The following is a 26,758-nucleotide window of genomic DNA, read 5'->3' as shown; positions in this document are numbered from 1 at the left end:
AAACTTTTTCATTGTCGGGTCTTTTTTTTTTTTTTTTATTCTTCTTTTTTCTTTGAGCCAAAAGCCGTTCGGCCCGGGGGGGGCCGGGCTGGCCCCCCCCCCCGGGCCGTGGTCACTAGAGCGGGCAGTTGTCGACGCGCTGGCCCGTGAAGTTGATACGGGGGTCCCGGTCGCTCAGCTCGTCCGCGATGCGGTTCGTGTCGTCACCGCCGTAGTACTGGGGGTGCTGGAGGACGTAGAGGATCGACGGGTTGAGCGGTGCGTTCTCCCTGACGCCCCGCCGCGACCGCGAGGGCAGGTCGCCGTCGAACACCGAGCTGTAGGACTCGGAGCCGTTCAGGCCCGTGGGGCCCCACGCCTCCGGGTGGTGGTTACGCCAGAAGCCCGGCGAACACCACTGCGCCTCCCCGCCGCCGTTGGTGCTGGTTCCGTTGGTGCTGGTTCCGTTGGTTCCGTTCGTGCCATTGGTTCCGTTGGTCCCGTTGGTTCCGTTCATGCCGGTCGAGCCGTTGGTCGTGCCGTTGTTGCCGATCAGGCCGATAAGGCCGGTGGTGAGACCGTCCAGGATGGTCGGGCTGTACACGACATTCTTCGTGCAGTACTTGAACGTGCCCTGGCAGCTGTGGATGAGCTTGTTCTTCTCGATGTGCACGATCTTGTGCACGACCTTCTTGGGGCCCTTGTCGCCGCCCTTTTCCCCGCCCATGAAGCGCTGGGACTGCTGGCCCTTCCCGACTCCGGGGTGTTCCAGGTTGATTGCCTGGGAGATGGTGGTCGTGCCCAGCGAAAGCGCGCCCACGGAAATGGCGACGACAAGGGCTCGAATGGCTCGCATGCGGTCCTGCTTTCTCGGTGAAGTGAAATAAGACCCTGGCGATGCGGAAAAAGAGCCGTGTGAGCAGTTACGTTCGCGGATGCATCGGAGGGCGTATTCCCGAGAAATTCCCCTGCTTGGCGCTATTCGTCGCACAATAGGCAGCGAAAATCGCGTCCGAATGGATGGCGCTGGTTCAGGCTTCCCGAGCCGCCTCGGACTCGTGCGCGCAGGCGTCGTCGATGCCGTACGTCTCCCAGGCCGGGAAGGGGTCGTGCGCCGGGGCTTCCTCCCCGGGGGTGGCCAGGCACGCCGTCAGCGCGGTGTGCAGCGCCTCCGCCCGCAGGCCCGTACCGATGAAGACGAGTTCCTGCCCCTGCTCGGTGTCGGCGTCCCGTGCGCCCGAGGGCTCGAAGCGGGCCACCGCGCCGGCCTGCGACCACAGGCCGGTGACGCGCGGCCGGGTGGTCAGCCAGAAGAAGCCCTTGGAGCGCAGGATCCGGCCGTACGCCCCGCTGTCCAGTCCGGCGGTGACGAACTCCCACAGGCGTCCGGGGTGGAAGGGGCGGTCCGCGCGGAACACCGTGCTGGAGATGTCGTACTCCTCGGTCTCCGGTACGTGGTCGCCGTTCAGCTCCCGCACCCAGCCCGGCGCCTGCTGGGCGCGCTCCAGGTCGAAGAGCCCGGTGCCGAGCACCTCGGCGGGCGGCACGCGGCCGTGGGTGGCCGCGACGATCCTGGCCGCCGGGTTGAGGCGGGAGAGGGCCGCCCGCAGGCGGTGGGCGGTCTTTGTGTCGACGAGGTCGAGCTTGTTGAGGACGATGACGTCGGCGAACTCGATCTGGTCCATCAGCAGGTCGCTGACCGTGCGGTCGTCGTCCTCGTACTGGTCGAGGCCGCGTTCGGCGAGCGCGTCGCCACTGTTCAGCTCGGGCAGGAATCCCGCCGCGTCGACGACGGTGACCATGGTGTCGAGGCGGGCCAGGTCGCCGAGGGTCGCCCCGTCGTCGCGCGGGAACGCGAACGTGGCGGCGACCGGCATGGGTTCGGAGATGCCGCTCGATTCGATGAGCAGGTAGTCGAAACGGCCCTCCCCGGCCAGCCGCTCGACCTCTTCGAGCAGGTCGTCGCGCAGGGTGCAGCAGATGCAGCCGTTGGTCATCTCGACCAGACGCTCCTCGGTGCGCGAGAGCGCCGCGGTGCCGCCCCGTACGAGCGCGGCGTCGATGTTGACCTCGCTCATGTCGTTGACGATCACGGCGACGCGCAGGCCGTCCCGGTTGCCCAGGATGTGGTTGAGGAGGGTCGTCTTGCCGGCCCCGAGGAACCCGGAGAGCACGGTGACGGGCAGCCGGCCGCGGCCGGGGAGGGTCGGGTCGCTCACGCCGGTCAGCCCTCGGGGCGCAGCAGGCCGCGCTCGTACGCCTTGGCCAGCCGCTGCGGCACGCGGTACACGGAGCCGTCGACGGTGACGGGGACGAGCTGCGGCGTGGTGGCCTTCCACTGGGCGCGCCGGTGCCGGGTGTTGCTGCGGGACATCTTCCGCTTGGGTACGGCCATGGGGTCCTCCTGGTGGGAGAGCGGGCGGGTGCGCGGTCACCGAACGCTACATGCAAATGGATTCCATGTTCAATTGCGGCCCCGACTCGCTTCTCGACCCAGGTGCATACCCGGGCGTATGGTGACAATCAAGATGCGACTCGGACCCATTGGGGGTCGTGATGCTCGAGGAGCTTTTGGCAGTCGGGGCGGCCACGGGAGCGGCCGCCGTGGTGTACGTGGCGGCTGGGGCGCGCGTGGTGCGGCAGTACGAGCGGGGCGTGGTCTTCCGCCTCGGGCGGCTGCGCCAGGACGTCCGGGGCCCCGGTTTCACCATGATCGTGCCCGGCGTCGACCGGTTGCGGAAAGTCAACATGCAGATCGTGACGATGCCGGTGCCCGCCCAGGACGGCATCACCCGCGACAACGTCACGGTGCGGGTGGACGCGGTCATCTACTTCAAGGTGATGGACGCCGCCGACGCCGTGGTGAGGGTGGAGGACTACCGCTTCGCGGTCTCCCAGATGGCGCAGACGTCGCTGCGCTCGATCATCGGCAAGAGCGACCTCGACGACCTGCTGTCGAACCGGGAGAAGCTCAACCAGGGCCTGGAGCTCATGCTGGACAGCCCGGCCGTCGGATGGGGCGTGTCCATCGACCGGGTCGAGATCAAGGACGTGTCGCTGCCCGAGACGATGAAGCGGTCCATGGCCCGGCAGGCCGAGGCCGACCGTGAACGGCGGGCCCGCGTGATCAACGCGGACGCGGAACTCCAGGCGTCGAAGAAGCTGGCGGAGGCGGCCGGGGTCATGTCCGACCAGCCGGCGGCGTTGCAACTGCGCCTGCTCCAGACGGTGGTGGCGGTGGCGGCCGAGAAGAACTCGACGCTGGTACTGCCCTTCCCCGTGGAGCTGCTGCGGTTCCTGGAGCGGGCCGCGCAGCAGCAGGGGCCGCCGCCGGAGCAGGAGCGGCAGCGGGGGCGGACGGGCGCCGGCGCCGCACCGGAGCACCCGCAGACCCCGGCGGCCGAGCCCCGGCAGCCACTGACCGACGAGGCTGCGGAACCCCGACTACCGCAGGCGGAGGGGGCGGCGGACCCGGCGGCGGAGCGGGCGCAGGCCGTCACGGGTGAGACGGGTGACTTCGCCCGGTCGTGACGGCGAGCACCGTCACGCGCCGGTGCCGTGACGCGAGCGGTCGTGCGTACCGGGACGTGACGGCCTGCCGCCGTCTCCCGCCCCCGGGCGGTGTGTTCGCGTACGGGCGGGTCGTTGGCGTGTCGTGACGCGAGGGCTGTTGTGCGTACCGGGTCGTGATGGCGTGGTGCCGTCTCCGGCCCCAGGGCGGTGAGTTCGCGTACGGATGGGCCGGCGGCGTGTCGCCGCCGCTTCGACCTGCTGACGGAGGTCCTCGGCCTGGACCGCCGGCGGGCGGCGGGCTGGACACCCGGCCGCGTCGTGCGGAACGCCCTGTGGGACGTCGAGGACGGCGAGACCGCGCTCGAACCGGCCCGGGTCGCCGTAGCCACCGCCCTGCCGAGCCGCTGGGCGCTGTATGCGCGGGCCGCCGTCAGGCGGTGGTGGACAGACCGGCCGCCGACGCGGCGAGCGCGTCCAGCACCGGCTTGATCAACGGGTGGTCCTCCGCCCCCCGGCGCACCGCCGCGAACACCCGCCGGGTGGCCGCCGGGCCGGCGACCGGGCGTACCACCGTGTCCTTGAGCTCCATCCCGCGCAGCGCCGAACGCGGCACCAGCGCCACGCCCGCCCCCGCGCCCGCCAGCGCCACGACGGCGCGGAAGTCGTCCGACGAGTGCGCCAGGCGCGGCTGGAAACCGGCGAGTTCGCAGGCCAGCAGCATCACGTCGTGGCAGGGATTGCCGGGATACGGGCCGATCCAGTCGCTGTCGGCCAGCTCCGCCAGGGCGACCTCGGGGTTCTGGCCGAGCGGGTGCGACGCGTGCAGGACGGCGTCGAAGGGCTCCGCGTAGAGCGGTACGCGAGCGAGGCGCCGGTCGTCCTCGCGGGGCGCCCCCCGGTACTCCACCGCCAGCGCCACGTCCGCCTCGCCGTCCAGCACCAGCGGCAGGCTCTCGTCGCCCTCGGCGTCCCGCACCCGGACCCGGATGCCGGGGTGGCCGTCCGCGAGACGGCTGATCGCCGGGGCCAGCACCTCCGCGATGCCGGTCGCGAAGGCGACCACCCGTACCTCGCCGGCCGCCCCGCCTGCGTACGCCGCCAGCTCGGCCTCCGCCCGCTCCAGCTGGGAGAGCACCGCGTTGGCGTGGGCCAGCAGGATGTCGCCCGCCGCCGTCAGCCGTACGCCCCGGCCGCTGCGGGTCAGCAGCGTGTGCCCGGTCTCCTGCTCCAGCGCGGCGAGCTGCTGGGACACGGCTGACGGGGTCAGGTACAGCGCGGCCGCCGCGGCGGTCACCGTCCGGTGGTCCGCCACGGCCCGCAGGATGCGCAGTCGTCTGGGGTCGATCACACAGCCATTGTCGCGCGGGCGTCGACGAAGGCCGCCACGGCCCGCTCGACGTCGGCGGTCGAGTGCGCCGCCGAGAGCTGGACCCGGATGCGCGCCGCCCCCATGGGGACCACCGGGTACGAGAAGCCGATCACGTACACGCCGCGCTCCAGCAGCAGCTCCGCCATGCGGCCGGCCTCCGCGGCGTCGCCGATCATGACGGGCGCGATGGCGTGGTCGCCGGGCAGGATCTCGAAACCGGCCTCGGTCATCTTCGTACGGAAGAGCTTCGTGTTGGCGGTCAGGCGCTCGCGCAGCTCGCCCGCCGACTCCAGCAGGTCCAGGACCTTGATCGACGCGGCGGCGATCACCGGGGCGAGGGAGTTCGAGAAGAGGTACGGGCGCGAACGCTGGCGCAGCAGCTCGACGATCTCCGCGCGGGCCGCGACGTAACCGCCGGACGCGCCGCCGAGCGCCTTGCCGAGCGTGCCGGTGATGATGTCGACCCGGTCCATCACGCCGTGCAGCTCGGGGGTGCCGCGGCCCTCGGGGCCGACGAAGCCGACGGCGTGCGAGTCGTCGACCATGACCATGGCGTCGTAGCGGTCGGCGAGGTCGCAGATCTCGGCGAGCGGGGCGACGTAACCGTCCATGGAGAACACGCCGTCGGTGACGATCAGGCGCCGGCGGGCGTCCTGGGTGTCCTTGAGCTGCTGCTCCAGGTCGGCGAGGTCGCGGTTGGCGTAGCGGTGGCGGCGGGCCTTGGACAGGCGGATGCCGTCGATGATCGACGCGTGGTTCAGGGCGTCGGAGATGACCGCGTCCTCGGGGCCGAGGAGGGTCTCGAAGACGCCGCCGTTGGCGTCGAAGCAGGAGGAGTACAGGATCGTGTCCTCCTGGCCGAGGAAGGCGGAGAGGCGCTGCTCCAGCTCCTTGTGGATCTCCTGGGTGCCGCAGATGAAACGGACCGAGGCCATGCCGTAGCCCCAGCGGTCCAGGGCGTCCTTGGCGGCGGCGACGACCTCGGGGTGGTCGGCGAGGCCCAGGTAGTTGTTGGCGCAGAAGTTCAGCACGTCGCCGGAGGGGACGGACACGGAGGCGCTCTGGGGGGTGGCGATGACGCGCTCGGGCTTGTAGAGGCCGGCGGTGCGGATCTCGTCGAGGGTGGTGCGGAGGTCTTCGCGGACGGAGGTGAACATGGGGCGGGCTCTCCCTGCGGTGGTGTGGGGTGGGCGGTCCGGGCGGCTCGGCGCGGCGCGGGACCGGGCGCCGTGACCGGGCGGTCGGCGCGACGCGGCGCCCGGGCGGTGGGGCGGTACGGACTCAGGTGGTCCAGTCGAGGATGATCTTGCCGCTGCGGGCGGTCGCCGCCTCGTCGAACGCCGCGTCGAAGTCCTGGTGCGCGTAGCTCCCCGTGATGACGGGGCTCAGGTCGAGGCCGCCCTCCAGCAGCACCGTCATGGCGTACCAGGTCTCGAACATCTCGCGCCCGTAGATCCCCTTGACGGTGATCATCGACGTCACGATCTTCGACCAGTCGACCGCGAACTCCTCGGCCGGCAGGCCGAGCATCGCGATCCGCCCGCCGTGCGTCATGTTCGCGACCATGTCCCGCATCGCCTCCGGCCGGCCCGACATCTCCAGACCGATGTCGAAGCCCTCCTTGAGGCCCAGCTGCCGCTGCGCGTCGGCGATGTCCGACTCCGCGACGTTGAGGGCCAGGGTCGCGCCGGCCTTGCGGGCGATCTCCAGACGGGACTCGCTGACGTCGGTGATCACCACGTTGCGCGCACCGGCGTGCCGGGCGACGGCCGCCGCCATGATGCCGATGGGGCCCGCGCCGGTGATCAGCACGTCCTCGCCGACCAGCGGGAAGGAGAGCGCCGTGTGCACCGCGTTGCCGAACGGGTCGAAGATCGCGGCCACGTCCAGGTCGACCTTCGCGCGGTGCACCCACACGTTGGACGCCGGCAGGGCGACGTACTCGGCGAAGGCGCCGTCGCGGCCGACACCGAGTCCCACCGTGGAGCGGCACAGGTGGCGGCGTCCCGCCAGGCAGTTGCGGCACTTCCCGCACACCAGGTGGCCCTCGCCGCTGACCAGGTCCCCGACCGCGATGTCCTGGACGTCGGCGCCGACGGCCGCGACCTCGCCCACGAACTCGTGGCCGAGGACCAGCGGCGTGGAGACGGCCTGCTGCGCCCAGCCGTCCCATGACCTGATGTGCAGGTCCGTGCCGCAGATGCCGGTGCGCAGCACCTTGATCAGCACGTCACCGGGGCCCGTCTCCGGCTCCGGCACGTCCATCAGCCACAGCCCGGGCTCGGCGTACTGCTTGACAAGTGCCTTCATGGCTTCGGCTCCAGGCGGGGGTGCGGGGGAGATCGTGAACGCGTACCAATCTGTCGCGCCGGCGGCGCGCGGTCCATCGAGGTTTTCTTAACCGGGCCGACAGCGGAGCTTCACGCGGCGCGCCGGGACGGTCCCGGACTCACCCGCCGGGGGCCCCGGGGGCCGTCGTGCCCGCCCGCCGGGCGGCCGGAGGACGGCCGGGTGTAGAAAGACCGTCCGCGACCGTTGGAAGGACCCGAACCCCCGATGACCGACGACTCCGTGCTCCTGCGCACCGACGGGCACGCCGCCCGCCTCACGCTGAACCGTCCCCGCGCGATCAACGCCCTCGACCACGCCATGGTGAACCGGGCCGCCGCCGCGCTCGCCGCCTGGGAACGGGACCCGGCGGTCGCGACCGTGGTGGTCACCGGGGCGGGGGAGCGGGGCCTGTGCGCGGGCGGGGACATCCGGTCGATCCACGCGGACGCCGTCGCCGGGGGCACCGCCTCCGCCGCGTTCTGGCGCGACGAGTACCGGCTGAACGCGCACATCGCGCGCTACTCCAAGCCGTACGTCGCCGTCATGGACGGCATCGTGATGGGCGGCGGCGTCGGGATCTCCGCGCACGGCGGCGTCCGCGTCGTCACCGAGCGCTCCCGGGTCGCCATGCCGGAGACCGGCATCGGTTTCGTGCCGGACGTCGGCGGCACCTGGCTGCTGTCGCGGGCCCCCGGCGAACTCGGCACCCACCTGGCCCTCACGGGTACGGCGGTCGGCGCGGCGGACGCCCTGCTGTGCGGGCTCGCCGACCACTTCGTGCCGTCGGACCGGCTGCCCGGCCTGCTCGCCGACCTCGCGACGCGGGAGGCGGCGGACGCGGTGGCCCGGTATGCCCGCCCGGCGCCGGACGGGCAGCTCGCCGCCCACCGCGACTGGATCGACCACTGCTACGCGGCGGGCACCGTGGAGGAGATCCTCGACCGGCTCCTCGACAGCGGCGAGCCGGCGGCCAAGGAGGCGGCCGGCACGATCCTCGGCAAGTCGCCCCTGGCCCTCAAGGTGACGCTGACCGCGATGCGCCGGGCGGCGGCGCTCGGCACACTGGCCCAGGTCCTGGAGCAGGAGTACCGCGTCTCGTGCGCGGCGCTGTCCTCGCCCGACCTGGTCGAGGGCATCCGCGCCCAGGTGATCGACAAGGACCGCTCCCCGCGCTGGTCCCCGCGCACCCTCGCGGAGGTCACCGACGCGCGGGTGGCGGAGTTCTTCGCCCCGCCCGGCCGGGAGGTCGAGCCCCTCGCACTGTAATCGCACACACGTTTGAGTGGCGGTACGCTGGGGGCATGGCCGTACACCTCCAGGGTTCGCTCTTCGACCAGGGGGACGAGATCGCCCTCGGACCGCTGCACGGACTGCGCCGCACCGACCTGGGCCACGGCGCCTGGATCGACGTGCTGCCGCAGTGGGCCACCGGGGCCGACGCCCTCTTCGACGCACTGGCGCACGACGTCGAGTGGCGCGCCGAGCAGCGGGTCATGTACGAGCGCGTGGTCGAGGTGCCGCGCCTGCTGGCGTTCTTCGGCGCGGACGACGCCCTGCCGCACCCGAGCCTCGAAGAGGCCCGTACCGCCCTGAACGCCCACTACGCCGCCGAGCTCGGCGAACCGTTCGTGACCGCCGGGCTCTGCCTCTACCGTGACGGACGGGACAGCGTTGCCTGGCACGGCGACACCATCGGCCGCGGCAGCACCGAGGACACCATGGTCGCGATCATGTCGCTGGGCGCGCCCCGCCAGCTCGCGCTGCGTCCGCGCCGGCGTGACGCCGCCACGGTGCACAAGCCGCTCGGGCACGGCGACCTCATCGTCATGGGCGGCAGTTGCCAACGCACCTGGGAACACGCGATTCCCAAGACGTCACGGGCCGTGGGGCCGCGCATCAGCGTGCAGTTCCGCCCACAGGGCGTGCGCTGAACGCCCGTTGTTGCGGCCCCCCGGGCGCGGACGGAGAATGGGAGCACCACCCGTAACACCGGTTCCGCCGATGTCCGTCCCTCCGTCACAGCCGCCGCAGCGGCTGACCAGGGATCCGGGAGCCCTTATGGACCGCGACCGACTAGAGGCGGCGTTCTACGGGCAGGGACCGTTTCCCGTTCCGTGGGCCACCAACTGCCCGGTGCGTTTCGACGCCTGGCTGGCACTGGCCCAGCCGTGCCCGCCGGAGCACCGCGAGGATCTGATCCTGGCGATCAACGAGGAGCACGGCGCCCTGCTCGTCCTCCAGCACTTCAGGGAACTGGAGATGACGGAGTGCGAACCGGTCGCCGCGGGCAGCTTCGTGGCGGCGCGCCTCACGCTCGGCGAAGTGGTGCGCGCGGTCCTGCCCATGACGAACCTCCTCAGCCTGGTGCGCCTCGCCCAGGAGATCGCCGAACAGGTGGGGCAGCCGGGCATCGAGGCGGCTCTCCACGGCCATGTGAAGAGCCCGCCGACCAGCGACGTGCACGACAACATCGAACGGCGCCAGGAGCGCGGCAAACACCTCGAATGGTTTCTCAACCTGCTGCACGGCGTCATCGCCTCCTCGCAGGCGGACCGGCCGGGCGAGCCGGCCGACGAAGCGGCGACCGTCCGGCTGATGACCGGCATGCTGGCGGCCGTCGCCGTGGATTCGCCCCTGACCCGGCCGGCGGACCTGCCGGCGCGCGGGGTCATCGACCGCAGGCAGCGCCACCCGGTCACGTCGGTGACGACGAACCGTCAGGCCGCCCCGGCGGTCGTCCGCTCCCGGTCGACCATCAAGGCGGACGCCGCCGAGCAGGTGTTCTCCGTCGACTGCGGCTCGATCGGCTGGGCCGTCGTCGACAGCGGCATCGACGCCCGCCACCCCGCCTTCTACGGCTGGGACACCTCCGTCACCCCGGCGAAGCAACTCGCCTCCCGCGTCACCCGGGCGTTCAACTTCGTGGGCGTACGGGGCACCCTGTCGGCCGACGCGCTGGAGAACGGGCTGATCGACTGGAACCGCGCCCTGCCGTACGTCGAGATGGAACTGCCCGCGGGGCAGGCCCGGGCGATGCGGACCGACATGCCGTACACGACACCGGGCGACCACCACGGCACCCACGTCGCCGGCATCCTCGGCGCGAGCTGGCCGGACCGCGCGTTCCGCGGCATCTGCCCGCAGATCCGCCTGTACGACTTCCGGGTCCTCGACGACGGGGGCGAGGGCGACGAGTTCTCCATCGTGACGGCGCTCCAGGCGATCCGGCACATCAACGAGCAGGCCGGCCGGTTCGTCATCGCCGGGGTCAACATCAGCCTCTCCGTACCGCACGACGTGGCGAGCCACTCCACCGGATGGACACCCGTCTGCATCGAGTGCGACCACCTCGTGCGCTCGGGTGTCGTAGTCGTCACGGCGGCCGGGAACGCCGGGTTCGGCGGAGCCGTCCGGACACTGGGCGCCGACTACCGCAGCATCAGCATCTCCGACCCGGGCAACGCGGAGTCGGTCATCACCGTCGGCTCGACGCACCGCAGCAACCCGCACCGCCACGGCGTCAGTTACTTCTCCAGCCGCGGCCCCACGGGCGACGGCAGGCCGAAGCCGGACCTCCTCGCGCCCGGCGAGGACATCGACGGCCCCATCCCCGGCGCGGGCATCTCGGCCATGCACGGCACCAGCCAGGCCGCCGCCCACGTCAGCGGAGCCGCGGCGATGCTGCTGGCCCGCAACAGGGAACTCCTCGGCCGCCCCGAGCGGGTCAAACAGATCCTGTGCTCCACGGCGACGGACCTCGCCCGCGAGCGCGACTTCCAGGGACACGGCCTGGTCGACGTCCTGCGGGCCATGCAGTCCGTCTGACGGGGGGCGCGGGGCGACGGCCGGCCGGCAAGCGGCAGAGAAGGAGGAAGGCGACCCGCGATGCTCACCTTCGATTTCCTCGACGCCCGGCACGGGGACTGCTTCCTCGTACGCTGGGGACGGCCGGACGGGCGCGTCATGCTCGTCGACGGCGGCCCCGGCGGAGTCTACGAAGCCTCGCTGCGCGACCGGCTGACGCGGCTCGAACCGGGCGGTGACGGCGTCCCCGTGCTCGATGTCGTCTGCCTGTCCCACGTCGACGACGACCACACCGCCGGACTGCTCAGGCTCCTCGCCGAGATACGGCGTGCCCGGCGCGAGGAGCTTCCGGAGCCGTTCGCGGTGAGCCGGCTGTGGTTCAACTCCGTGGAGGAACTCGTCGACCGGCGGGCCCCGGGCCTGAGCGCGTCCGTCCAGCCGCTCGTCGACGCCGCGCTGACCGACAGCGGCCCGGTCAAGGCGAGTTACGGGCAGGGACGGGCCGTCCGCGACGAGGCGGCGGCGCTGGGCCTGACCGGTAACCCCTTGTTCGACGGGCCGCTGACCGAAGGCGCCGAGACGACGCTCGACGACCTCCACGTCACCGTCGTCGCCCCCGACGACGAAGCCCTCGCGAAGCTGGAGAAGCGCTGGCGCGAGGCGAAGAAGCGGGGCGACCCGGAGGTGATCTCGGCGGCGTACACCGACGGCTCCGTACCGAACCTGTCGAGCATCGTCCTGCTGCTGACGCACGAAGGGCGCACCGCCCTGCTCACGGGCGACGCCCGGGGCGACCGCATCCTCGCCGGGCTGCGCAGCGGCGGACTGCTCACCGACGGGCAGCCCCTCCACGTCGACCTGCTCAAGCTGCCGCACCACGGCAGCGAGCGCAATGTGGAGCCCGACTTCTTCGAGAGCGTGCACGCCGACCACTACGTGGTGTCCGCCGACGGGATCAGACACCACCACCCCCACGAGGACACCCTGCGCTGGCTCGTGGAGTCCCGTGACGCGGACGACGCGTACGTCATCCACCTCACCAACGACATCGACTTCGCCACCGACGCCCTGAACGCCCTCGGCCGCAGGCGCAGTTTCGAGGTCGACATCCGGCCGCCCACGGACCCCGCACTCGTCATAGAAGTCGGTGACCAGCTATGAACGGCTCCACCCGGCACACCACCGCGACCCCCTGGGTCGTGGACTCACCCGCCGTGGGCACCGGCCTGAAGGCACGGCCGTGCGGCGACACGCTCCGCCCGGCCGAACCGCCCCCCGCGACCCGGCCCGTCGCCCTCACCCTCTCCGGCGGCGGCTTCCGCGCCACGCTCTCCGCGCTGGGATTCGTACGCCTGCTGGCCGACGCCGGGCTGCTGTCCGGTCTGCGGTACGCCTCCTCCGTGTCCGGCGGCTCCGTCGCGAACGCGTTCCTCGCGACAGCCTGGCCGGCCCTCAGGGAGCGGGCCTGGAGCACCGAGGCGGTCGACGAACTCGTCGTCGAACCGGTTCTGCGGCGCGTCTCCTCCCGCTCGTTCAAGAGGGCGCTCCTGCGCGGCCTGTGGCGGACGGCCGGCCCGACCACCCGGACCGAACTCATGGCACGGCGTCTGGACGAGTGGTTCTTCGACGGGATCGAGCTGGCGGACCTGGACCCGGAGGCCCGCTGGATCCTGAACGCGGCGAACCTCACCACCGGGGCACGGTTCACCTTCGAACGCGACGTCTTCGGCGACTACACGACCGGACTCGCCCGGACCTCCGGCACGGGTCTGAGACTGAGCCTCGCCGTGGCCGCCTCCGCCGCCGTGCCCGGCGCGTTCCCGCCCCTCGTCCTGGACCGGGCGCACTTCCCCTGCGCCGCCCACCCACCGGCCCTGCTGGACGGCGGAACGTACGACAACACCGGCCTTGAGGCGATCGACAGCGAGCGCTACCGGCACGCCTTCGTCCTCGTGCTCAACGCCGGAGGGCTGCTGCGGCCCGGCGTGTACGGCCGCGTCCCGGTGATCCGCGACCTCGCCCGGGCCAACTCCCTGCTGTACCGCCAGAGCACGGCCCTGCGGACCCGCGCCATCGTCGAGCGCTTCCAGCAGGGCGCCGGCGGCGACGGCGACGTGCCGCCCGGCGCGCGCCGGGGCGTACTCGTCGGACTCTCCACCGACTTCCCGCCCGACGGCTCCGCTCCGCTCCGCGGGTGGCGGGACGCCTTCGACGAGCACCGCGCGCACGACGGCCGGGACCTCGCGCTCGTACCGACCGTCTTCGACCGCCTCGACGCCGGCCTGTGCCGGGCGCTGGTGTACCGGGGCTGGTGGCTCGCGGGCGCCGGACTGGCCGCGTACCACCCGCACCTCCTGCCGGACCCGGCCGCCCTGACACCGCCGCCGCTCTGAACCCGGCCGGGTCCTTCCGGCGCGGGGCCGGTGCTCAGCCCCGCTCGCGCGGCTCGACGCGGAAGTCGAAGGCCGCCGTCCCCGGGTCCAGCGCCGTCACCCCGCCGTCGACCGTGAGCACCGCCCCGTTGACGTAGGAGGCGGCGGGCGACAGCAGCCAGGCGATCGCCTCGGCGACCTCGCGCGCCTCGCCGGGCCGCCGCCCCGGAAGCAGCCGGGTCGCCTCCTCGTACGCCGCCTCGACGCCGTCCAGCCCCGCCTCCTCGGCGAACCGCGCCATGCGCCGGTCCGCCATCCCGGTACGGACCCAGCTCGGGCAGACGGTGTTGGCGCGCAGCCCGTACCGCCCGTAGTCGACGGCGAGGGAACGGCAGAGCTGGAGCAGGGCCGCCTTCGACGTGGCGTACGCGGCGTTGCCCACCCCGTTGCGCAGCGCCGAGACGGAGGCGACCGCGACCACCGCGCCGCGCGTCTCCAGCAGGTGCGGCAGCGCGGCGCGCAGCAGGAGGAAGGGGCCGTGCAGATTCGTCCGCAGGACGGCCTCCCAGTCCTCCGCCGTCAGGTCGCCCACGGCTCCGGGCCGCCCGATCCCGGCGTTGAGCACCAGCCCGTCCACCCGCCCGTAGGCGGCCACGGCCGCGTCCACCAGGCCGCGTACGGCGTCGGGATCGGCGGCGTCCGACGGATGCGCGAGCGCCCCCGTCTCCTCGGCGACGCGGCGCAGCGGTTCGGGCCTGCGCCCCGACACGACCACCTGGTGTCCGGCCCCGCGCAGCAGCCGGGCCGTGGCCGCGCCGATGCCCGTCCCGCCGCCCGTGACGATGACAACTCGCTGCTCCGTCATGGCTGTTCGCACCCTCCGTCGTGGTCGTCAACCCTCTCCGTGATCATAGGGAGGCGCCCTCCGCCGGCCGCTCGCGGCCCGCCGCGCAACCCGATGGAGGCATTTCCCGCCGTACGCACCGCACCGGCCGCTACTCGCCCGTACGGTGAGGGCGATGTCGGAGGATCTTGCCGCCGGGAGGGAACGCAACCCCATGGAAGCTCTGGTTCCACGGCAGCGCGCCGTGCCCGGCCGGGTTCCGCTCGCCGTCGTCGTGGTGGGCGGCGACGGCCTCGTCTCGCACTGGAGCTCCGGCGCGCAGCGGCTGTTCGGCCACCGCAGGGAGGACGCCGTGGGCGCCCCGGCCGCGGACCTGCTGCCCGTGTCGGGCGCCCTCGGCACGCCGTACGAGTACGACGCGCTCGCCCCCGACGCCCTCGCCCCCGACGGGCGGCCCGGCGACGGATTCACGGGCCACCTCACGTCCGGGCGCGCCAAGTGCCCCCGGTCGGGCGACGGGCCGTACCCGCCGGGCGAGAGCGGTTCGCTGGACGTGTTGTGGTGGGCGTACCCGCTGGCCGTGCCGGGGCCCGAGCGGCTGCTGGTGCTCGCCGCCGACGCCTCGCGGCTGGGCGGGGAAGGGGACCCGTACCGGCGGGTCGCACCCGGTTTCGCGCTGCACACGGAGTTCCCCGAGGCGGGCCGCCTCGCCGAACGGCTGCCGGACATCCTGCCCCACATGGGCCCGGCCACCGCGAGCCGCATCGTGGCGCAGATGCTCGAACTGGGCTATCCGGTCCTGGAGATGAGCACCTGCGAGCGCTTCCCGGTCACACCGGACTGGGGCGTGCCGAAACATCCCCGCCACCGCACGCCCGGCACCCCGGCAGGCGACGAGGGCCACGGCAGGGCCGTGGCACCGGTCCGGGACCGGGACGCCGGCAAGGACCACGGCCAGGACGCGGCCCACGACCGGGTCCAGGAACTCGAACACGCCGCCGTCCGCGAGCGGCTGGAGTTCCTCAACGAAGTGAGCGCCGGCATCGGCACCTCGCTCGACCTGGCCCGTACGATCCGCGAGGTCACCAGCGCCGCCGTCCCCCGCTTCGCGGACTTCGCGGGCACCCACCTGCGGTCCCAGGTGCTCTCCGGCGAGGGCTTCCACGACGGCCCGCCCGACGGAACCACCGCGTGGCGCCGGGTCTGGGTGGAGCACAACGACGAGCCGGGCCGCTGGGACGACACCGTCCCCGTCGGCGAGGAGCTGACCTTCCCGGAGCAGACCCCGTTCTTCCAGTGCATGGTCACCGGCGAACCCGTGCTCGTCCCGCACATCGGCGGCGAGCTGAGCGAGCGCATCGCCGGCCGGTTCGATGAGCGCGACCTGCGTCCTCTGATCGGCGGACGGTCCCTGCTGGTCGTCCCGCTCACCGCGCGCACGGCCGTACTGGGGTTCATGGTGCTCATGCGCCGCCCGGGACGCGAACCGTTCACCGACATGGACCGGAGAACCGGCGCGGAACTCGCCGCCCGCGCCGGACTCGTCCTGGACAACGCCCGGATGTACGCGCGCCAGCAGCAGGTGGCGGAGACGCTCCAGGAGAGCATGCTGCCCCAGGTCGAACCCCGCACGGCGGGCTGCGACATCGCCACCCGCTACCTGCCGGGCACCGCTCTGGACCGCGTCGGCGGCGACTGGTTCGACACCGTCCGGCTGCCCGGCTCCCGTACGGCCCTGGTCGTGGGCGACGTGGTCGGGCACGGACTGGAGGCGGCGGCCAGGATGGGACAGCTCCGCACGGCGGTGCACACGATGGCCGCGCTGGACATCCCCCCGGCCCAACTGCTGCGCGACCTCGACGATCTGGCGCACCGCTTCGGCGACCACTACCTCGCCACCTGCCTGTACGCGGTCTACGACCCGGTCGCCGGCGAGCTGCTGATCTCCAGCGCCGGACACCTGCCGCCCGTACTCGTACGGGCCGCGACCGGGCGGGCCGAGCTGATCGACGTGCCGGGCGGCGCGCTGATCGGCCTCGGCGGAGTGCCGTTCGCCACCGCCCGGGTCCCGGTGTCGCCGGGCGACCGGCTGGTGCTGTGCACGGACGGACTGGTCGAAGTGCGCGGGCAGGACATCGGGACCGGCCTGGCGGCGCTGTGCGAGGCGGCGGCGCGCCCGGCGGCCTCCGTCGACGAGGCGTGCGACGCCATCGTCGGGGCGCTGACCGGGCCGACGGCCGAGCGGTCCGGCGGGCGCGCCGACGACATCGCCCTGCTGGTGGCCCGGCTGAACGGGATGCCGGCGGAGGACGCGACGGCCTGGCGCCTGGATCCCACGGCCGCCGACGTGGGCCGGGCCCGGCGGCTGGTGGACGGCCAGCTGGCGCGCTGGGGGCTGCCCGAACTGGCCGACACCACACGGCTGCTGGTCAGCGAGGTCGTCACCAACGCGGTACGGCACGCGGGCGGGCGGCCGGTGGAACTGCGGCTGGTGCGCGCGGACACGCTGCTGTGCGAGGTGGCGGACGCGAACCACACGCTGCCCGCGATGCGCGACGCGGCGCCGGACGAGGAGTCCGGGCGCGGGCTGCGGCTGGTGAGCCGGCTCGCGCACCGGTGGGGGGCCAGCCACTCGGGGCCGGGCAAGGTCGTCTGGTTCGAACAGGCACTGCCGTCGGGGGCACGCCGGGGTGCGCGAAACGGCTGACCCCCGGCCCGGGGTGTCCCGGAGGGGGGCGGCGGGGTAGGAACCACGGGCGGGGTCCGCACGGCGAGGGGGGCGGCGCCGCGATGTCAGCACGATGCCGTCCGGCCGCCCGCGCGTCCGGCGGTCCCCGTGTCCGCGTCTTCGCGTTCCGCCGTCCTTCGCGTTCCGTCGACCTCGTCCGCACCCGGGGGCCCACTGATGACTCCGACCGGCCGTTACGTGCACGCATGGGAAAGCTACTGGGGCGACACCCCGAGCACCCCCGGCGCGGCGATCTGGGACAGCGACCCGTCGCTGGCCGCCGCGCCCCACCTGGAGCTGTTCGCGCCGTACGCCGACCCGTCGCGGCCCGTCGTCGACGTCGGATGCGGGAACGGCACGCAGACCCGTCACCTGGCGCGGCACTTCCCCCTCGCGGTGGGCCTCGACCTCTCCCACGCGGGGATAGCCCGCGCGCGCGGGGCGGACACCGGACGGACGGTCGACTTCCGGCAGATGGACGTGACCGACACCGGGGCCGTGCGGCGCCTGCACGAGCAGCTCGGTGACAGCAACGTCTACCTGCGCGCCGTCATGCACCAGAGCGACCCGTCCGACCGGCCCCTGGTCGCGGCGGCGGTCGCGGAGCTGCTGGGGGAGCGCGGGCGCGCCTTCGTGGCGGAACTGACCGCCGGCGCGAAGAACGTACTGGCGGAGCTGATGCGGCAGCCGGGCGGACCGCCCCCGAAGCTGGCACGGGTCTTCGCGCACGGCCTCAAACCGGCCGAGTCCGCGGACACGGAGGTGCCGGACCTGCTGCGCGCGTGCGGTCTCACCGTCCTGGCGGCCGGCCGTACGACGCTCGCGCAGACGGAGTTCCGGGCGGACGGCACCCGTATAGAGCTGCCCGCGCAGTGGCTGGTCGTCGGCCGTACGGGCTGAGGGAGCGGCGTACGCTCCGCGGCGCGCTCCGCACAGCCGCACGCCGAGCGACCCGCACCCGTACGGGTGTACGCCCCTGTCCCGCGGGCCTCCGGCACGCGCGGAACGGCCGCACCGAGGTTGTGCCCGCACCCGGCCCGGCGGATTCTGTAGGGGATGAACCGGGCTGGTGTGGCGCCATGAGTGCGTGGAACGCGGCGCAGCGTGCCGATTTCCGTGGTCCCCTCGACGTCACAAGGGCGGCCACGGCGGTCGTCGACGCCCGGGACACGGTCATCGGATGGAGTGCCGCGGCCGAGGAACTCCTCGGCTACCGCCCGGACGAGATCGTGGGGCGCCCCCTCGACGTCGTCCTGCCACCGCGCTGGTGCGCCGCGCCCCCTCCCCCGGAGGAGCCCGCGTCACCGCTGGTCGCGCCCTTCCGGGGCAACGAGATCCGCGTCGCCCGGCACCGGGACGGGCACGAGCTGCTGGTCGCGACGGCGGTGTGCCACCTTTCGGGGCCAGGCCCGGCCGAGCGCGTCGTCGCGGCGACCGGGCTCAAGGACCTGCGGGTGTGGGAGTCCCGGCTCGCCCTGCTGCACGGGCTCGCCACCCAGTCACCCGTCGGCCTGGCCATCTACGACAGCGATCTGCGCCTGACCTGGTGCAACACGGCGTACGAACGGGAGATCGGGCGGCCGTTCGCCGAGTTCAGCGGCCGGCGGGCCGACGAGCTGTACTCCGAGGGCCGCTTCGTGACCCACGGGTACCCGCGCACGCTCGACGCCGTCATGCGGCACGTCCTGGACACCGGCGAACCCGTCCTCGACCTGCACTTCCTGGGCCGGCCCCCCAGCGACCCGGGGACGGACCACCTGTGGTCCTGCTCGTACTACCGCCTCCAGGACGCCGACGGACACGTCTTCGGGGTGTGCGAGGACGCCTTCGACATCACCGACCGCTACCGGGCCCAGCGTCGGCTGGCCCTGCTCGTCGAGGCCGGGCGCGGCATCGGCGCCGCCCTCGACGTGTTCGTCACCGCCGAGAAGATCACCGAGGTGGCGGTCCCGGAGTTCGCCTCCGCCGTCACGGTCGACCTCGCGACGGCGGTCCTGGAGGGCGACACGCCCACCGGCGGCCCGGCGGCGACGGCTCTCGTACGGGCCGCCCACCGGTCGGCCGGGGCGGCCGCCGGGCCGCCCGGCGCCACGGTCGGCTCCGACTACGGCTCCGACCACGGCTCCGACCACGGCTCCCCCGACGGCGGGCAGTCGCCGGGACCGGGGTCCCCTCCCGCGATCGCCTACCCGCCGGGCTCCCCGCAGCGGCGCAGCCTCGCCTCGGGCGGGCGTGTGCTCGACGACACCACCCTCGTCGTGCCGCTGCGGGCCGGGAACAGCACCCTCGGGCTCGTCACCTTCGTCCGCGACCCCGGGGCGGCCGTCTTCGACGCCGACGAGATCGCGCTCGCCGACGAACTGGTCGCCCGTACGGCCGTATCCCTGGACAACGCCCGCCGCTACGCCCGTGAACGCACCGCCGCCCTCGCCCTCCAGCGCCAGCTGCTGCCCCAGCACGTACCTCGGCAGTCGGCGGTCGACCTGGCGTACCGCTACCTGCCCACGGACGACCTCTCCGGGGTCGGCGGCGACTGGTTCGACGTCATCCCGCTGTCGGGCACCCGGGTCGGGCTGGTGGTCGGCGACGTCGTCGGGCACGGTCTCCAGGCGGCCGCCACCATGGGACGGCTGCGCACGACCGTCCGCGCGTTCGCCCAGATGGACATGGCCCCCGACGAGCTGCTGACCCGGCTCGACGACCTGGTGGGCCAGTCGGCCGAGGAACAGTGGGGCGAACCCGGCACGCTCGACGGCGCCTTCGACGACGTGACCACCGGGGCGACCTGCCTGTACGCCGTCTACGACCCGGTCACACGCCGGTGCGTCATGGCCCGCGCCGGGCACCTGCCGCCCGCGGTCGTCCACCCGGACGGCCTGCTGACCTTTCCGGACCTTCCGGCGGGGCCGCCCCTGGGGCTCGGCGGCCTGCCGTTCGAGTCCATGGAGATCGAACTCCCGGTGGGCAGCCTGCTGGCCCTCTTCACCGACGGCCTCGTCGAAGCGCGCGACCGTGACATCGACCACGGGCTCGACACCCTGGGGCGGATCCTCGCCGACCGACACGCCTCCCTGGAGGAACTCTGCGACCGCGCGGTCGCCCAGCTCCTGCCGGACGGCACGACGGCCGACGACACCGCCCTGCTCCTCGTCCGCACCCGGGAACTCGGCGCCGAGCGGGTCGCCGAGTGGGAACTGCCCGCCGAACCCGTGGCACCGGGCCGCGCCCGCGAGCTCGCCATACGTCAGCTGCGGGACTGGGGGCTCGACGAGCTGTCCTTCTCGACAGAACTGGTCGTCAGCGAGCTGGTCACCAACGCGGTGCGGTACGCCGCCGGGCCGCTGCACCTGCGCCTCATCCGCGACCGGACCCTGCTGTGCGAGGTCGCGGACACCGGCCACACCTCACCGCACCTGCGCCACAGCCGCGAGGACGACGAGGGCGGCCGGGGCCTGTTCATCGTCGCGCAGCTCGTCCAGCGGTGGGGCACGCGCTACACCCGGTCCGGCAAGACCATCTGGACCGAGCAGTCCTTCCCTGGAGACGGGGCCGGCTGAGTACGCGCCCGTGCGCCGTGCGGCCTGCGCTGTGCGCCGTGCGTCCGGTACGCCGGGCCGCGGGGCTCGCTGTGGCGCATTCCAACTGGGCGCTGTGTGCGGCGGGTTGGGCGTCGCGGTTCCGCTCCCGTAAATCAGTGGCGCCGTGTTCCGGCGCGGGGTTATGGTTCTGTCCGTTCCGGGACGCGGCCCTGCGCCGCCTCCGCGTGGACGTGTTGGTTCGTGTTGGTACGTCGAAGAAGAAGCAGGAGGTGAGGACATTGATGACTGTCACGGTGACGGGCGCTGCCCGCATTCAGGAGTTCATCATCGTTTCCACCCCTGTGGCCTCCGGCTGACACTCACTCGACTTCCGCGCGCACAGCGCGCCGCCGGGGCCGCCCTTCGAAGGGTTTCCCTTGTCCCACGCTTCGCTCCACACGTCTTCTTCCACCACTTCTGATGCCCGGCACGCTCTCGCTCCCTATGGCTGGGACGCGGCCTGGGAAGCCGAGTTCGCCCCGTACGCCGCTCAGGGGCTGCTGCCCGGCCGTGTCGTACGGGTCGACCGCGGGCAGTGCGACGTGCACACCGCCGACGGTGTCGTACGCGCCGACACCACCTATGTGACGCCGCACGATCCGCTGCGGGTCGTCTGCACCGGTGACTGGGCCGCCGTCGACCCCGCCGGCGACCCGCAGTTCGTACGGGCGTACCTGCCGCGCCGTACCGCCTTCGTACGCTCCACCTCCTCCACCCGGTCCGAGGGGCAGATCCTCGCGGCCAACGTCGACCACGCGATCATCGCGGTCTCGCTCGCCGTCGAGCTGGACCTCGGGCGGATCGAGCGCTTCCTGGCGCTGGCCTGGGAGTCGGGCGCCCAGCCGCTGGTCGTCCTCACCAAGTCCGACCTCGTGCCGGACGCCACCGGGCTCTCCTACCTCGTCGACGACGTCGAGACCACCGCGCCCGGCGTCCAGGTGCTGCCCGTCAGCTCCGCGACGGGCGACGGCGTCGACGTACTCACCGCGGTCGTGTCCGGTGGGACGAGCGTGCTCCTGGGGGTGTCCGGTGCGGGGAAGTCGACGCTGGCCAACGCGCTGCTCGGCGTCGACGTCATGGAGGTGCAAGCCATCCGTGACGTCGACGGCAAGGGCCGGCACACCACCACCACGCGCAACCTCCTCGCCCTGCCCGGCGGGGGCGTCCTCATCGACACGCCGGGGCTGCGGGGCGTCGGGCTGTGGGACGCCGAGGCGGGTGTCGGGCAGGTCTTCTCCGAGATCGAGGAGCTGGCCGCACAGTGCCGGTTCCACGACTGCGCCCACGAGTCGGAGCCGGGCTGCGCCGTGCTGGCCGCGCTGGAGGAGGGCTCTTTGCCGGAGCGCCGGCTGGAGAGCTACCGCAAGCTGCTGCGGGAGAACCGGCGCATCGTCGCCAAGACCGACGCGCGGCTGCGTGCGGAGATCGGGCGCGAGTGGCGGCTGAAGACGGCGCAGGGCCGGGCCAGCATGGAGGCCAAGCGCGGGGGCGGAGGCCGGCGCCGCTAGGTGCGGCCTGCTGCTGTGCTCCCGTCTGCTGCGGGGGTGCGGCTTGCCGTGCCCCGGCCCTGGTGCGCTGCGGTTTATTGGGGTGCTGCGGGGTGGTGGCTTGCCATGGCGGGGGCTTTGGGGTCGGTGCCGTGCCGGGGCGTCTCCTCGGGTGCCGAACGTGCGGGGTGGTGTGGTCTTCGGGGTGGTTGCGTTCGACACCCTGCGGGGAGCGCCCCGACACGTCCCCTCGGGCACCGCGGAGGGCTTGGCCGGGTCTACGTGTCCCTGGAGGCGTGCGGGGCCCCGGGGTCGGTGCCGTGCCGGGGCGTCTCCTCGGGCATCGTGGGGAGCGCCCCCGCACGTCCCCTCCCCGGGCGTCTTGGAGGGCTGGGGAGCCGTGGGGTCGGTGCGGTGGAGGGCGTGGTCCCGCATTTCCCTTGGGCGTCGTGGAGGGCTTGGCCGGGGGCTGCGTGGCCCGCGCGTCCGGTACTGGTGGGAGGGTGGTTCGCAGCTGGGGTCTTCGTGTCCGAATGCCGCCGGTTTCGTGGTGGGGGGCGGTGCACACTGGGCCGTGTGATGGACGAGGACAGCAAGTACGAGGCCGTGGCCAGCCGTGACGCGCGCTTCGACGGGGAGTTCTTCTTCGGTGTGGTGACCACCGGCATCTACTGCCGGCCGAGCTGCCCCGCCGTCACCCCCAAGCGCGAGAACGTGCGCTTCCACCCCAGCGCGGCCGCCGCCCAGAGCAACGGCTTCCGGGCCTGCCGCCGCTGCCGCCCCGACGCCGTACCCGGATCCGCCGACTGGAACGCGCGCGCCGACGTCGTCGGCCGCGCGATGCGCATGATCGGCGACGGCATCGTCGACCGCGAGGGCGTGCCGGGCCTGGCCGAGCGGCTCGGTTACAGCACCCGGCAGGTGCAGCGCCAGCTCACCGCCGAGCTCGGGGCCGGACCCGTCGCCCTGGCCCGCGCGCAGCGCGCCCACACCGCCCGTGTGCTGCTCCAGACCACCGGGCTGCCCGTCACCGAGATCGCCTTCGCGTCCGGCTTCGCGAGCGTGCGGCAGTTCAACGACACCGTCCGCCGGATCTACGCCTGCACCCCCAGCCGACTGCGCGCCGAGTCGGGGACCAGGACCGGCGCCCGCGCCGCCGCCGGGATCCCGCTGCGACTCGCCCACCGCGGGGCGTACGCCGCCGCCGAGGTTTTCGACCTGCTCGCGGGCGAGGCCGTGCCGGGCGTCGAGGAGGTGTCCGGCGAGCCGGGCGGCCGTACGTACCGGCGCACCCTGCGCCTGCCGTACGGAACCGGCATCGCCGCCGTGGACGAGACCCCGCACCCCGGCTGGCTCGACGCGCGCGTGCACCTCACCGACCTGCGCGACCTGACCACCGCCGTCCAGCGGCTGCGCCGGCTCTTCGACCTGGACGCCGACCCGTACGCCGTCGACGAGCGTCTCGCCGCCGACCCGGTGCTGGCGCCGCTGGTCGCGGCCCGGCCGGGGCTGCGCTCGCCCGGCGCCGCCGACCCCGACGAGTACGCCGTACGGGCACTGGTGGGCGCACAGGCGGCGGCCGGACTCGTCGAGGCGTACGGGAAGCCGCTCGACCAGCCGTGCGGCGGGCTGACGCACGTGTTCCCCGAGCCGGGCGCCCTCACCGGGGCCGACGACCCGGCCCTGCGGGCGCTGGCAGCGGCCCTCGCCGACGGTGTCGTACGCCTCGGCCCCGGCGCGGACCGCGACGAGGCCGAACGGGCCCTGCGCGCGCTGCCGGGCATCACCCCGAGGACCGCGGGCCTGATCCGCATGCGGTCCCTGGGCGACCCGGACGTCGCGCCGGACGGTGTCGCGGGGGCCGGGAACGCGGGCCGGTGGCGGCCGTGGCGCTCGTACGCCGTCCGCCATCTCCGGGCGGCGTGAGCGACCGGTCAGTCCGCGTCCAGGCCCCAGCTGTGGATCTTCCGCGGGTGGATCCGGATCAGCTCCTCGCTGAAGTGCGGTCCCAGCTCGTGCGGCCCGGTCAGCAGCTCGGCCTCGCCCCGGATGTCCACTCCGCGCACGGCCCACGGACTCAGGCTGACGATGTCGTCGACCACGAGGGCGACCTTCGGGTTCGCCAGCAGGTTCCGCCACTTCTTCGTCGTTCCGAGGGCGTGCCCGCCGATCAGGATCGTCCCGTCGTCCTGCGGGAAGAATCCGACCGGGTTCGCCTGCGGCCGGCCCTCGGGGTCGACGGTCGCCATCCTGCCCAGGCGCTGCGTCCTGAGGTACGCGCGTTCGGCATCGCTGAATGCGGTCATGCCGCCACCCTCACACGCGCGACCCGCCCCGCACATCGGTCCGCGGGCCCAGTACTTGTGGCGGAGGTCAGCCCCAGAGCTGCACGCCGGTCCACGTGCCGACCACCAGCAGGCAGGCGAACAGTTCCACGAGCACCGGGTAGCCGATGGCGCGCATGACCGTGCGGGTCGAGGCCCAGCCGCCGCCGTGGCTGCCCAGCCGCGCCCGCTCCACGGCGTAGATGCCCCCGACGAACCCCGCGATCCCGCCCAGCACCGGCAGGAGGAAGAACCCCGCGATCCCGGCGATCCCGCCCGCCATCAGCGTCCGCGGCGGAGCACCGGACTCCTGGGGGCGGCGGGCCGGCAGCAGCGGTTTGAGCGCCTGGTTGAGCAGCAGGAGGCCGGTCGCGCCGATCAGCACGCCCCAGGCGAGCACCGTCTTGTCCTCCAGCGCCCACCACAGCACGGCCGCCCAGACGATCGCCTGCCCCGGTACGCCCGGCACGAGTACGCCGAGCAGGCCGAGCAGCATGACGAGGCCGACCAGAAGGAGCTGCCACACGCCCATCTGTCCAGGGTGCGCGACGCACGCCGTCACCGCAGGTCGGGCCCCGCCGTCCCCGGCAGGGGGCCGTGGTCCCGGGTCAGCGCCTCGCCACCCAGCCCCGTTCGTACGCGTGCCAGCCGAGCTGGAGCCGGGTCGTCACGCCGGCCAGTTCCATCAGCCCCCTGACCCGCCGCTGCACCGTTCGCAGGCCCAGTTCGAGCTGCTTCGCCACGCTCGCGTCCGTCATTCCGGCCAGCAGCAGGGACAGCACCTGGAGATCCGTGGGGTCCGGGTACGGCCGTCCCTCCTCCGCCACCGCCCCCTCCGCCACCAGCCGCAGCGGGAGCGCCTCGCGCCACACCGCCTCGAAGAGGCCGGTCAGTGACTCCAGCAGCCCGCCGGCGCGCACCACGAGCGCCGCGGGTTCCGAGCCGCCGCCGGTCAGCGGCACCATCGCCACGGCGCCGTCCGCGACCACGAGCTTCGTCGGGACCTTCTCCGCCACCCGCACCTGCTCGTCGCGCCCCAGCGCCGCCGCCAGCTCGACGAGCCCGTCGGGCGTGCTGAGCACTTCCCGTTCGAGCACCACGCGGTACGTCACTCCGCGTGCCGCCGATTCCTCCCGCGCCTCGCTGTCCATGCCGCCGATCGCGACCGGATCTCCGGTGACCAGCGCGCACACCTCCTTGGTGGAGCCGCGCCGCAACTGAAGGTCGCGGTGCGCCACCGCGCTCGCCCCCGTCACCACCTCCACCAGGTCGTGCACGGCGGGCTCGGCCGCTTCCGCCCGGTACTCCCGCGCCAGCCGGGCCGCCGTCAGCTCCGCCTGCTCCAGCTCCCGCCGCTGCCGGACCAGCAGCGTGCCCAGCGCGACCTCCGGCGGGGCGGCCACCCAGCGACCCGCACGGGACGACGACCTGGCCGCGAGTCCCCGCCGCTCCAGGCGGCGCAGCGCGCGCTCCGTGTCGGCCTCCGGCAGCGTCAGCCGGTGCGCGAGATCGGGGACCTCGGCCGCGCCGAGCGCGACCAGCGCGCGGTACGTCGACTCCTGGGCCTCGTCCAGGCCGATGGCTCCCAGCACCCCTCCACACCCCTCCCCGGACGCATCGGTTCCGCGCCCGCGCCCCGACTCTGCCCACCGACTCCTGGCGGGAAGCGGCCACGGCGTGAACCCGCCGTGCGCATCATCCCCGCACCACGGGCCACTCTGCCAAGGGGGTGCCCCAAAGCACCAACAGCCGCTGATGGCACGGCTTTCGCGTCGAATGCGGCAGAGCGTGGGAATGCGCCCGATTTCGCGCACCGCTTCGGTGCGGTGCGTCCGTGCCCACCGCCCGTCGGACGTTCCCGCCGCGGGGGCGGGGTCGCCCGGCGGACTTATTTTTCCCGATGCCCCGTTTTCGTACGGCACTTGAGGTGGACAATAGGGGCATGAGCCAGCAGGGGGACAGGCGCACCACCGGCGAGGACGAGTGGTGGGACCGGCTGTACGACGACGATCCCGTTCCGGACGGGGGGCCCGCGCCGGGGGGCGACGGCACCGAAGGCGCCGACGGCACCCTGTACGCCCCCGCCGACGCGGCACCGGACACGCCGGCACCTCCGCCCGCGCCGGCACCTGGCGAGCGGCGTTCCGAGACGTCGGCCGGCCCCGGCGCGGCGGGCGGGGAGTACGCCGCACCCCCGCCGCCGGGGCCACGGGACGCACAGCAGCCGCCCCCGGACGCCCCGCCGTGGTGGGCGACCAGAGGAGCCGCCTCGGCACCGGAGCCTGCGCGCCGTCCGGCGGCGCGGCGCCCCGCCCCACCGCCCGCACCGCCGGAAGCGCCCCCGCCGCCGGTCACGGAACCCCTCGCCGGGCCCCGGCTCCCGTCGGCGCCCGCTTCACCTCCGGTCCCGCCCGCACCACGCCGCCAGG

Annotated in this window: 22 protein-coding genes and 1 pseudogene; 13 read left to right on the top strand and 10 right to left on the bottom strand. The window is 73.4% G+C overall.

The genetic code is table 11. The features are described from left to right. Positions 1–115 precede the first annotated feature (115 nt). From ACWGH0_RS05695 to rpmF, 3 genes are all read right to left on the bottom strand, one after another. Positions 116–835, bottom strand: a complete 720-nt coding sequence (locus tag ACWGH0_RS05695) for a hypothetical protein (RefSeq protein WP_453402857.1) — start codon at positions 833–835, stop codon at positions 116–118. Between the two features lie 175 nt (positions 836–1,010). Next, the gene (locus tag ACWGH0_RS05690; protein WP_453402856.1) at positions 1,011–2,198 is read right to left on the bottom strand and encodes a GTP-binding protein; all 1,188 of its coding nucleotides are present in this window, start codon (positions 2,196–2,198) and stop codon (positions 1,011–1,013) included. 5 nt (positions 2,199–2,203) lie between these two features. After that, the gene (rpmF, locus tag ACWGH0_RS05685; RefSeq protein WP_028814853.1) at positions 2,204–2,374 is read right to left on the bottom strand and encodes a 50S ribosomal protein L32; all 171 of its coding nucleotides are present in this window, start codon (positions 2,372–2,374) and stop codon (positions 2,204–2,206) included. Between the two features lie 161 nt (positions 2,375–2,535). Between rpmF and ACWGH0_RS05680 the strand changes: the two genes are divergently transcribed. Then, positions 2,536–3,510 carry a slipin family protein gene (locus ACWGH0_RS05680; protein WP_453402855.1) on the top strand — a complete coding sequence of 325 codons (975 nt, stop codon included), beginning with the start codon at positions 2,536–2,538 and terminating at the stop codon, positions 3,508–3,510. A 219-nt stretch (positions 3,511–3,729) separates the two neighbouring features. Next, positions 3,730–3,888 (top strand): annotated as a pseudogene (locus tag ACWGH0_RS05675) (hydroxyurea phosphotransferase); the annotation flags it as partial. 34 nt (positions 3,889–3,922) lie between these two features. Here ACWGH0_RS05675 and ACWGH0_RS05670 read toward each other — a convergent pair. The 3 genes from ACWGH0_RS05670 to tdh all read right to left on the bottom strand — a co-directional run bounded on the left by ACWGH0_RS05670 (position 3,923) and on the right by tdh (position 7,171). Next, positions 3,923–4,840: a LysR family transcriptional regulator gene (locus ACWGH0_RS05670; protein WP_453402854.1), complete on the bottom strand. Its 918-nt coding sequence runs from the start codon at positions 4,838–4,840 to the stop codon at positions 3,923–3,925. Continuing rightward, positions 4,837–6,018: a glycine C-acetyltransferase gene (locus ACWGH0_RS05665; protein WP_453402853.1), complete on the bottom strand. Its 1,182-nt coding sequence runs from the start codon at positions 6,016–6,018 to the stop codon at positions 4,837–4,839. The genes ACWGH0_RS05670 and ACWGH0_RS05665 overlap by 4 nt, the downstream gene beginning before the upstream one ends. A gap of 124 nt (positions 6,019–6,142) precedes the next feature. Then, positions 6,143–7,171: an L-threonine 3-dehydrogenase gene (gene tdh, locus ACWGH0_RS05660; RefSeq protein ID WP_453402852.1), complete on the bottom strand. Its 1,029-nt coding sequence runs from the start codon at positions 7,169–7,171 to the stop codon at positions 6,143–6,145. 246 nt (positions 7,172–7,417) lie between these two features. Between tdh and ACWGH0_RS05655 the strand changes: the two genes are divergently transcribed. The 5 genes from ACWGH0_RS05655 to ACWGH0_RS05635 all read left to right on the top strand — a co-directional run bounded on the left by ACWGH0_RS05655 (position 7,418) and on the right by ACWGH0_RS05635 (position 13,389). Further along, positions 7,418–8,458, top strand: a complete 1,041-nt coding sequence (locus tag ACWGH0_RS05655; protein ID WP_453402851.1) for an enoyl-CoA hydratase/isomerase family protein — start codon at positions 7,418–7,420, stop codon at positions 8,456–8,458. 35 nt (positions 8,459–8,493) lie between these two features. After that, entirely contained in the window at positions 8,494–9,123 is a 630-nt protein-coding gene (locus tag ACWGH0_RS05650) for an alpha-ketoglutarate-dependent dioxygenase AlkB (RefSeq protein ID WP_453402850.1), read from the top strand. A 127-nt stretch (positions 9,124–9,250) separates the two neighbouring features. After that, positions 9,251–11,017 carry a S8 family serine peptidase gene (locus ACWGH0_RS05645; protein WP_453402849.1) on the top strand — a complete coding sequence of 589 codons (1,767 nt, stop codon included), beginning with the start codon at positions 9,251–9,253 and terminating at the stop codon, positions 11,015–11,017. 60 nt (positions 11,018–11,077) lie between these two features. Then, positions 11,078–12,157, top strand: a complete 1,080-nt coding sequence (locus tag ACWGH0_RS05640; RefSeq protein ID WP_453402848.1) for a ComEC/Rec2 family competence protein — start codon at positions 11,078–11,080, stop codon at positions 12,155–12,157. Beyond that, positions 12,154–13,389: a patatin-like phospholipase family protein gene (locus tag ACWGH0_RS05635; RefSeq protein WP_453402847.1), complete on the top strand. Its 1,236-nt coding sequence runs from the start codon at positions 12,154–12,156 to the stop codon at positions 13,387–13,389. Before ACWGH0_RS05640 ends, ACWGH0_RS05635 begins: the two co-directional genes overlap by 4 nt. 34 nt (positions 13,390–13,423) lie before the next feature. Here the strand turns inward: ACWGH0_RS05635 and ACWGH0_RS05630 are convergent, their stop codons facing one another. Further along, the gene (locus ACWGH0_RS05630; protein ID WP_453402846.1) at positions 13,424–14,233 is read right to left on the bottom strand and encodes an SDR family NAD(P)-dependent oxidoreductase; all 810 of its coding nucleotides are present in this window, start codon (positions 14,231–14,233) and stop codon (positions 13,424–13,426) included. 193 nt (positions 14,234–14,426) lie between these two features. Here ACWGH0_RS05630 and ACWGH0_RS05625 point away from each other — a divergent pair, with 193 nt between their 5' ends. From ACWGH0_RS05625 to ACWGH0_RS05600, 6 genes are all read left to right on the top strand, one after another. Further along, on the top strand, positions 14,427–16,919 hold the full coding sequence (locus ACWGH0_RS05625; protein WP_453402869.1) for an ATP-binding SpoIIE family protein phosphatase: 2,493 nt from the start codon (positions 14,427–14,429) through the stop codon (positions 16,917–16,919). Between the two features lie 198 nt (positions 16,920–17,117). Beyond that, positions 17,118–17,840 carry a class I SAM-dependent methyltransferase gene (locus tag ACWGH0_RS05620; protein ID WP_453402845.1) on the top strand — a complete coding sequence of 241 codons (723 nt, stop codon included), beginning with the start codon at positions 17,118–17,120 and terminating at the stop codon, positions 17,838–17,840. 179 nt (positions 17,841–18,019) lie between these two features. Then, entirely contained in the window at positions 18,020–20,497 is a 2,478-nt protein-coding gene (locus ACWGH0_RS05615; protein WP_453402844.1) for a SpoIIE family protein phosphatase, read from the top strand. Between the two features lie 71 nt (positions 20,498–20,568). Next, positions 20,569–20,835 carry a hypothetical protein gene (locus ACWGH0_RS05610; RefSeq protein ID WP_453402843.1) on the top strand — a complete coding sequence of 89 codons (267 nt, stop codon included), beginning with the start codon at positions 20,569–20,571 and terminating at the stop codon, positions 20,833–20,835. A gap of 60 nt (positions 20,836–20,895) precedes the next feature. Then, on the top strand, positions 20,896–22,026 hold the full coding sequence (gene rsgA, locus ACWGH0_RS05605) for a ribosome small subunit-dependent GTPase A (RefSeq protein WP_453402842.1): 1,131 nt from the start codon (positions 20,896–20,898) through the stop codon (positions 22,024–22,026). A gap of 558 nt (positions 22,027–22,584) precedes the next feature. Next, a complete protein-coding gene (locus ACWGH0_RS05600; protein WP_453402868.1) occupies positions 22,585–23,931 on the top strand; it encodes a DNA-3-methyladenine glycosylase 2 family protein in 1,347 nt (448 codons plus the stop codon). 8 nt (positions 23,932–23,939) lie between these two features. On the opposite strand, the gene ACWGH0_RS05595 is transcribed toward ACWGH0_RS05600, so the two are convergent. From ACWGH0_RS05595 to ACWGH0_RS05585, 3 genes are all read right to left on the bottom strand, one after another. Further along, complete coding sequence (locus tag ACWGH0_RS05595; RefSeq protein ID WP_453402841.1) at positions 23,940–24,311, bottom strand: PPOX class F420-dependent oxidoreductase; 372 nt, start codon at positions 24,309–24,311, stop codon at positions 23,940–23,942. A gap of 67 nt (positions 24,312–24,378) precedes the next feature. Then, the gene (locus tag ACWGH0_RS05590; RefSeq protein ID WP_453402840.1) at positions 24,379–24,861 is read right to left on the bottom strand and encodes a DUF456 domain-containing protein; all 483 of its coding nucleotides are present in this window, start codon (positions 24,859–24,861) and stop codon (positions 24,379–24,381) included. 76 nt (positions 24,862–24,937) lie between these two features. Then, the gene (locus ACWGH0_RS05585; RefSeq protein ID WP_453402839.1) at positions 24,938–25,921 is read right to left on the bottom strand and encodes a helix-turn-helix domain-containing protein; all 984 of its coding nucleotides are present in this window, start codon (positions 25,919–25,921) and stop codon (positions 24,938–24,940) included. Positions 25,922–26,758: the final 837 nt, after the last annotated feature.

This window comes from Streptomyces sp. NPDC054887 (assembly GCF_053610585.1).
The sequence above is the reverse complement of the archived record's forward strand: the minus strand, read 5'-3'. Positions and strand labels throughout refer to the sequence as shown.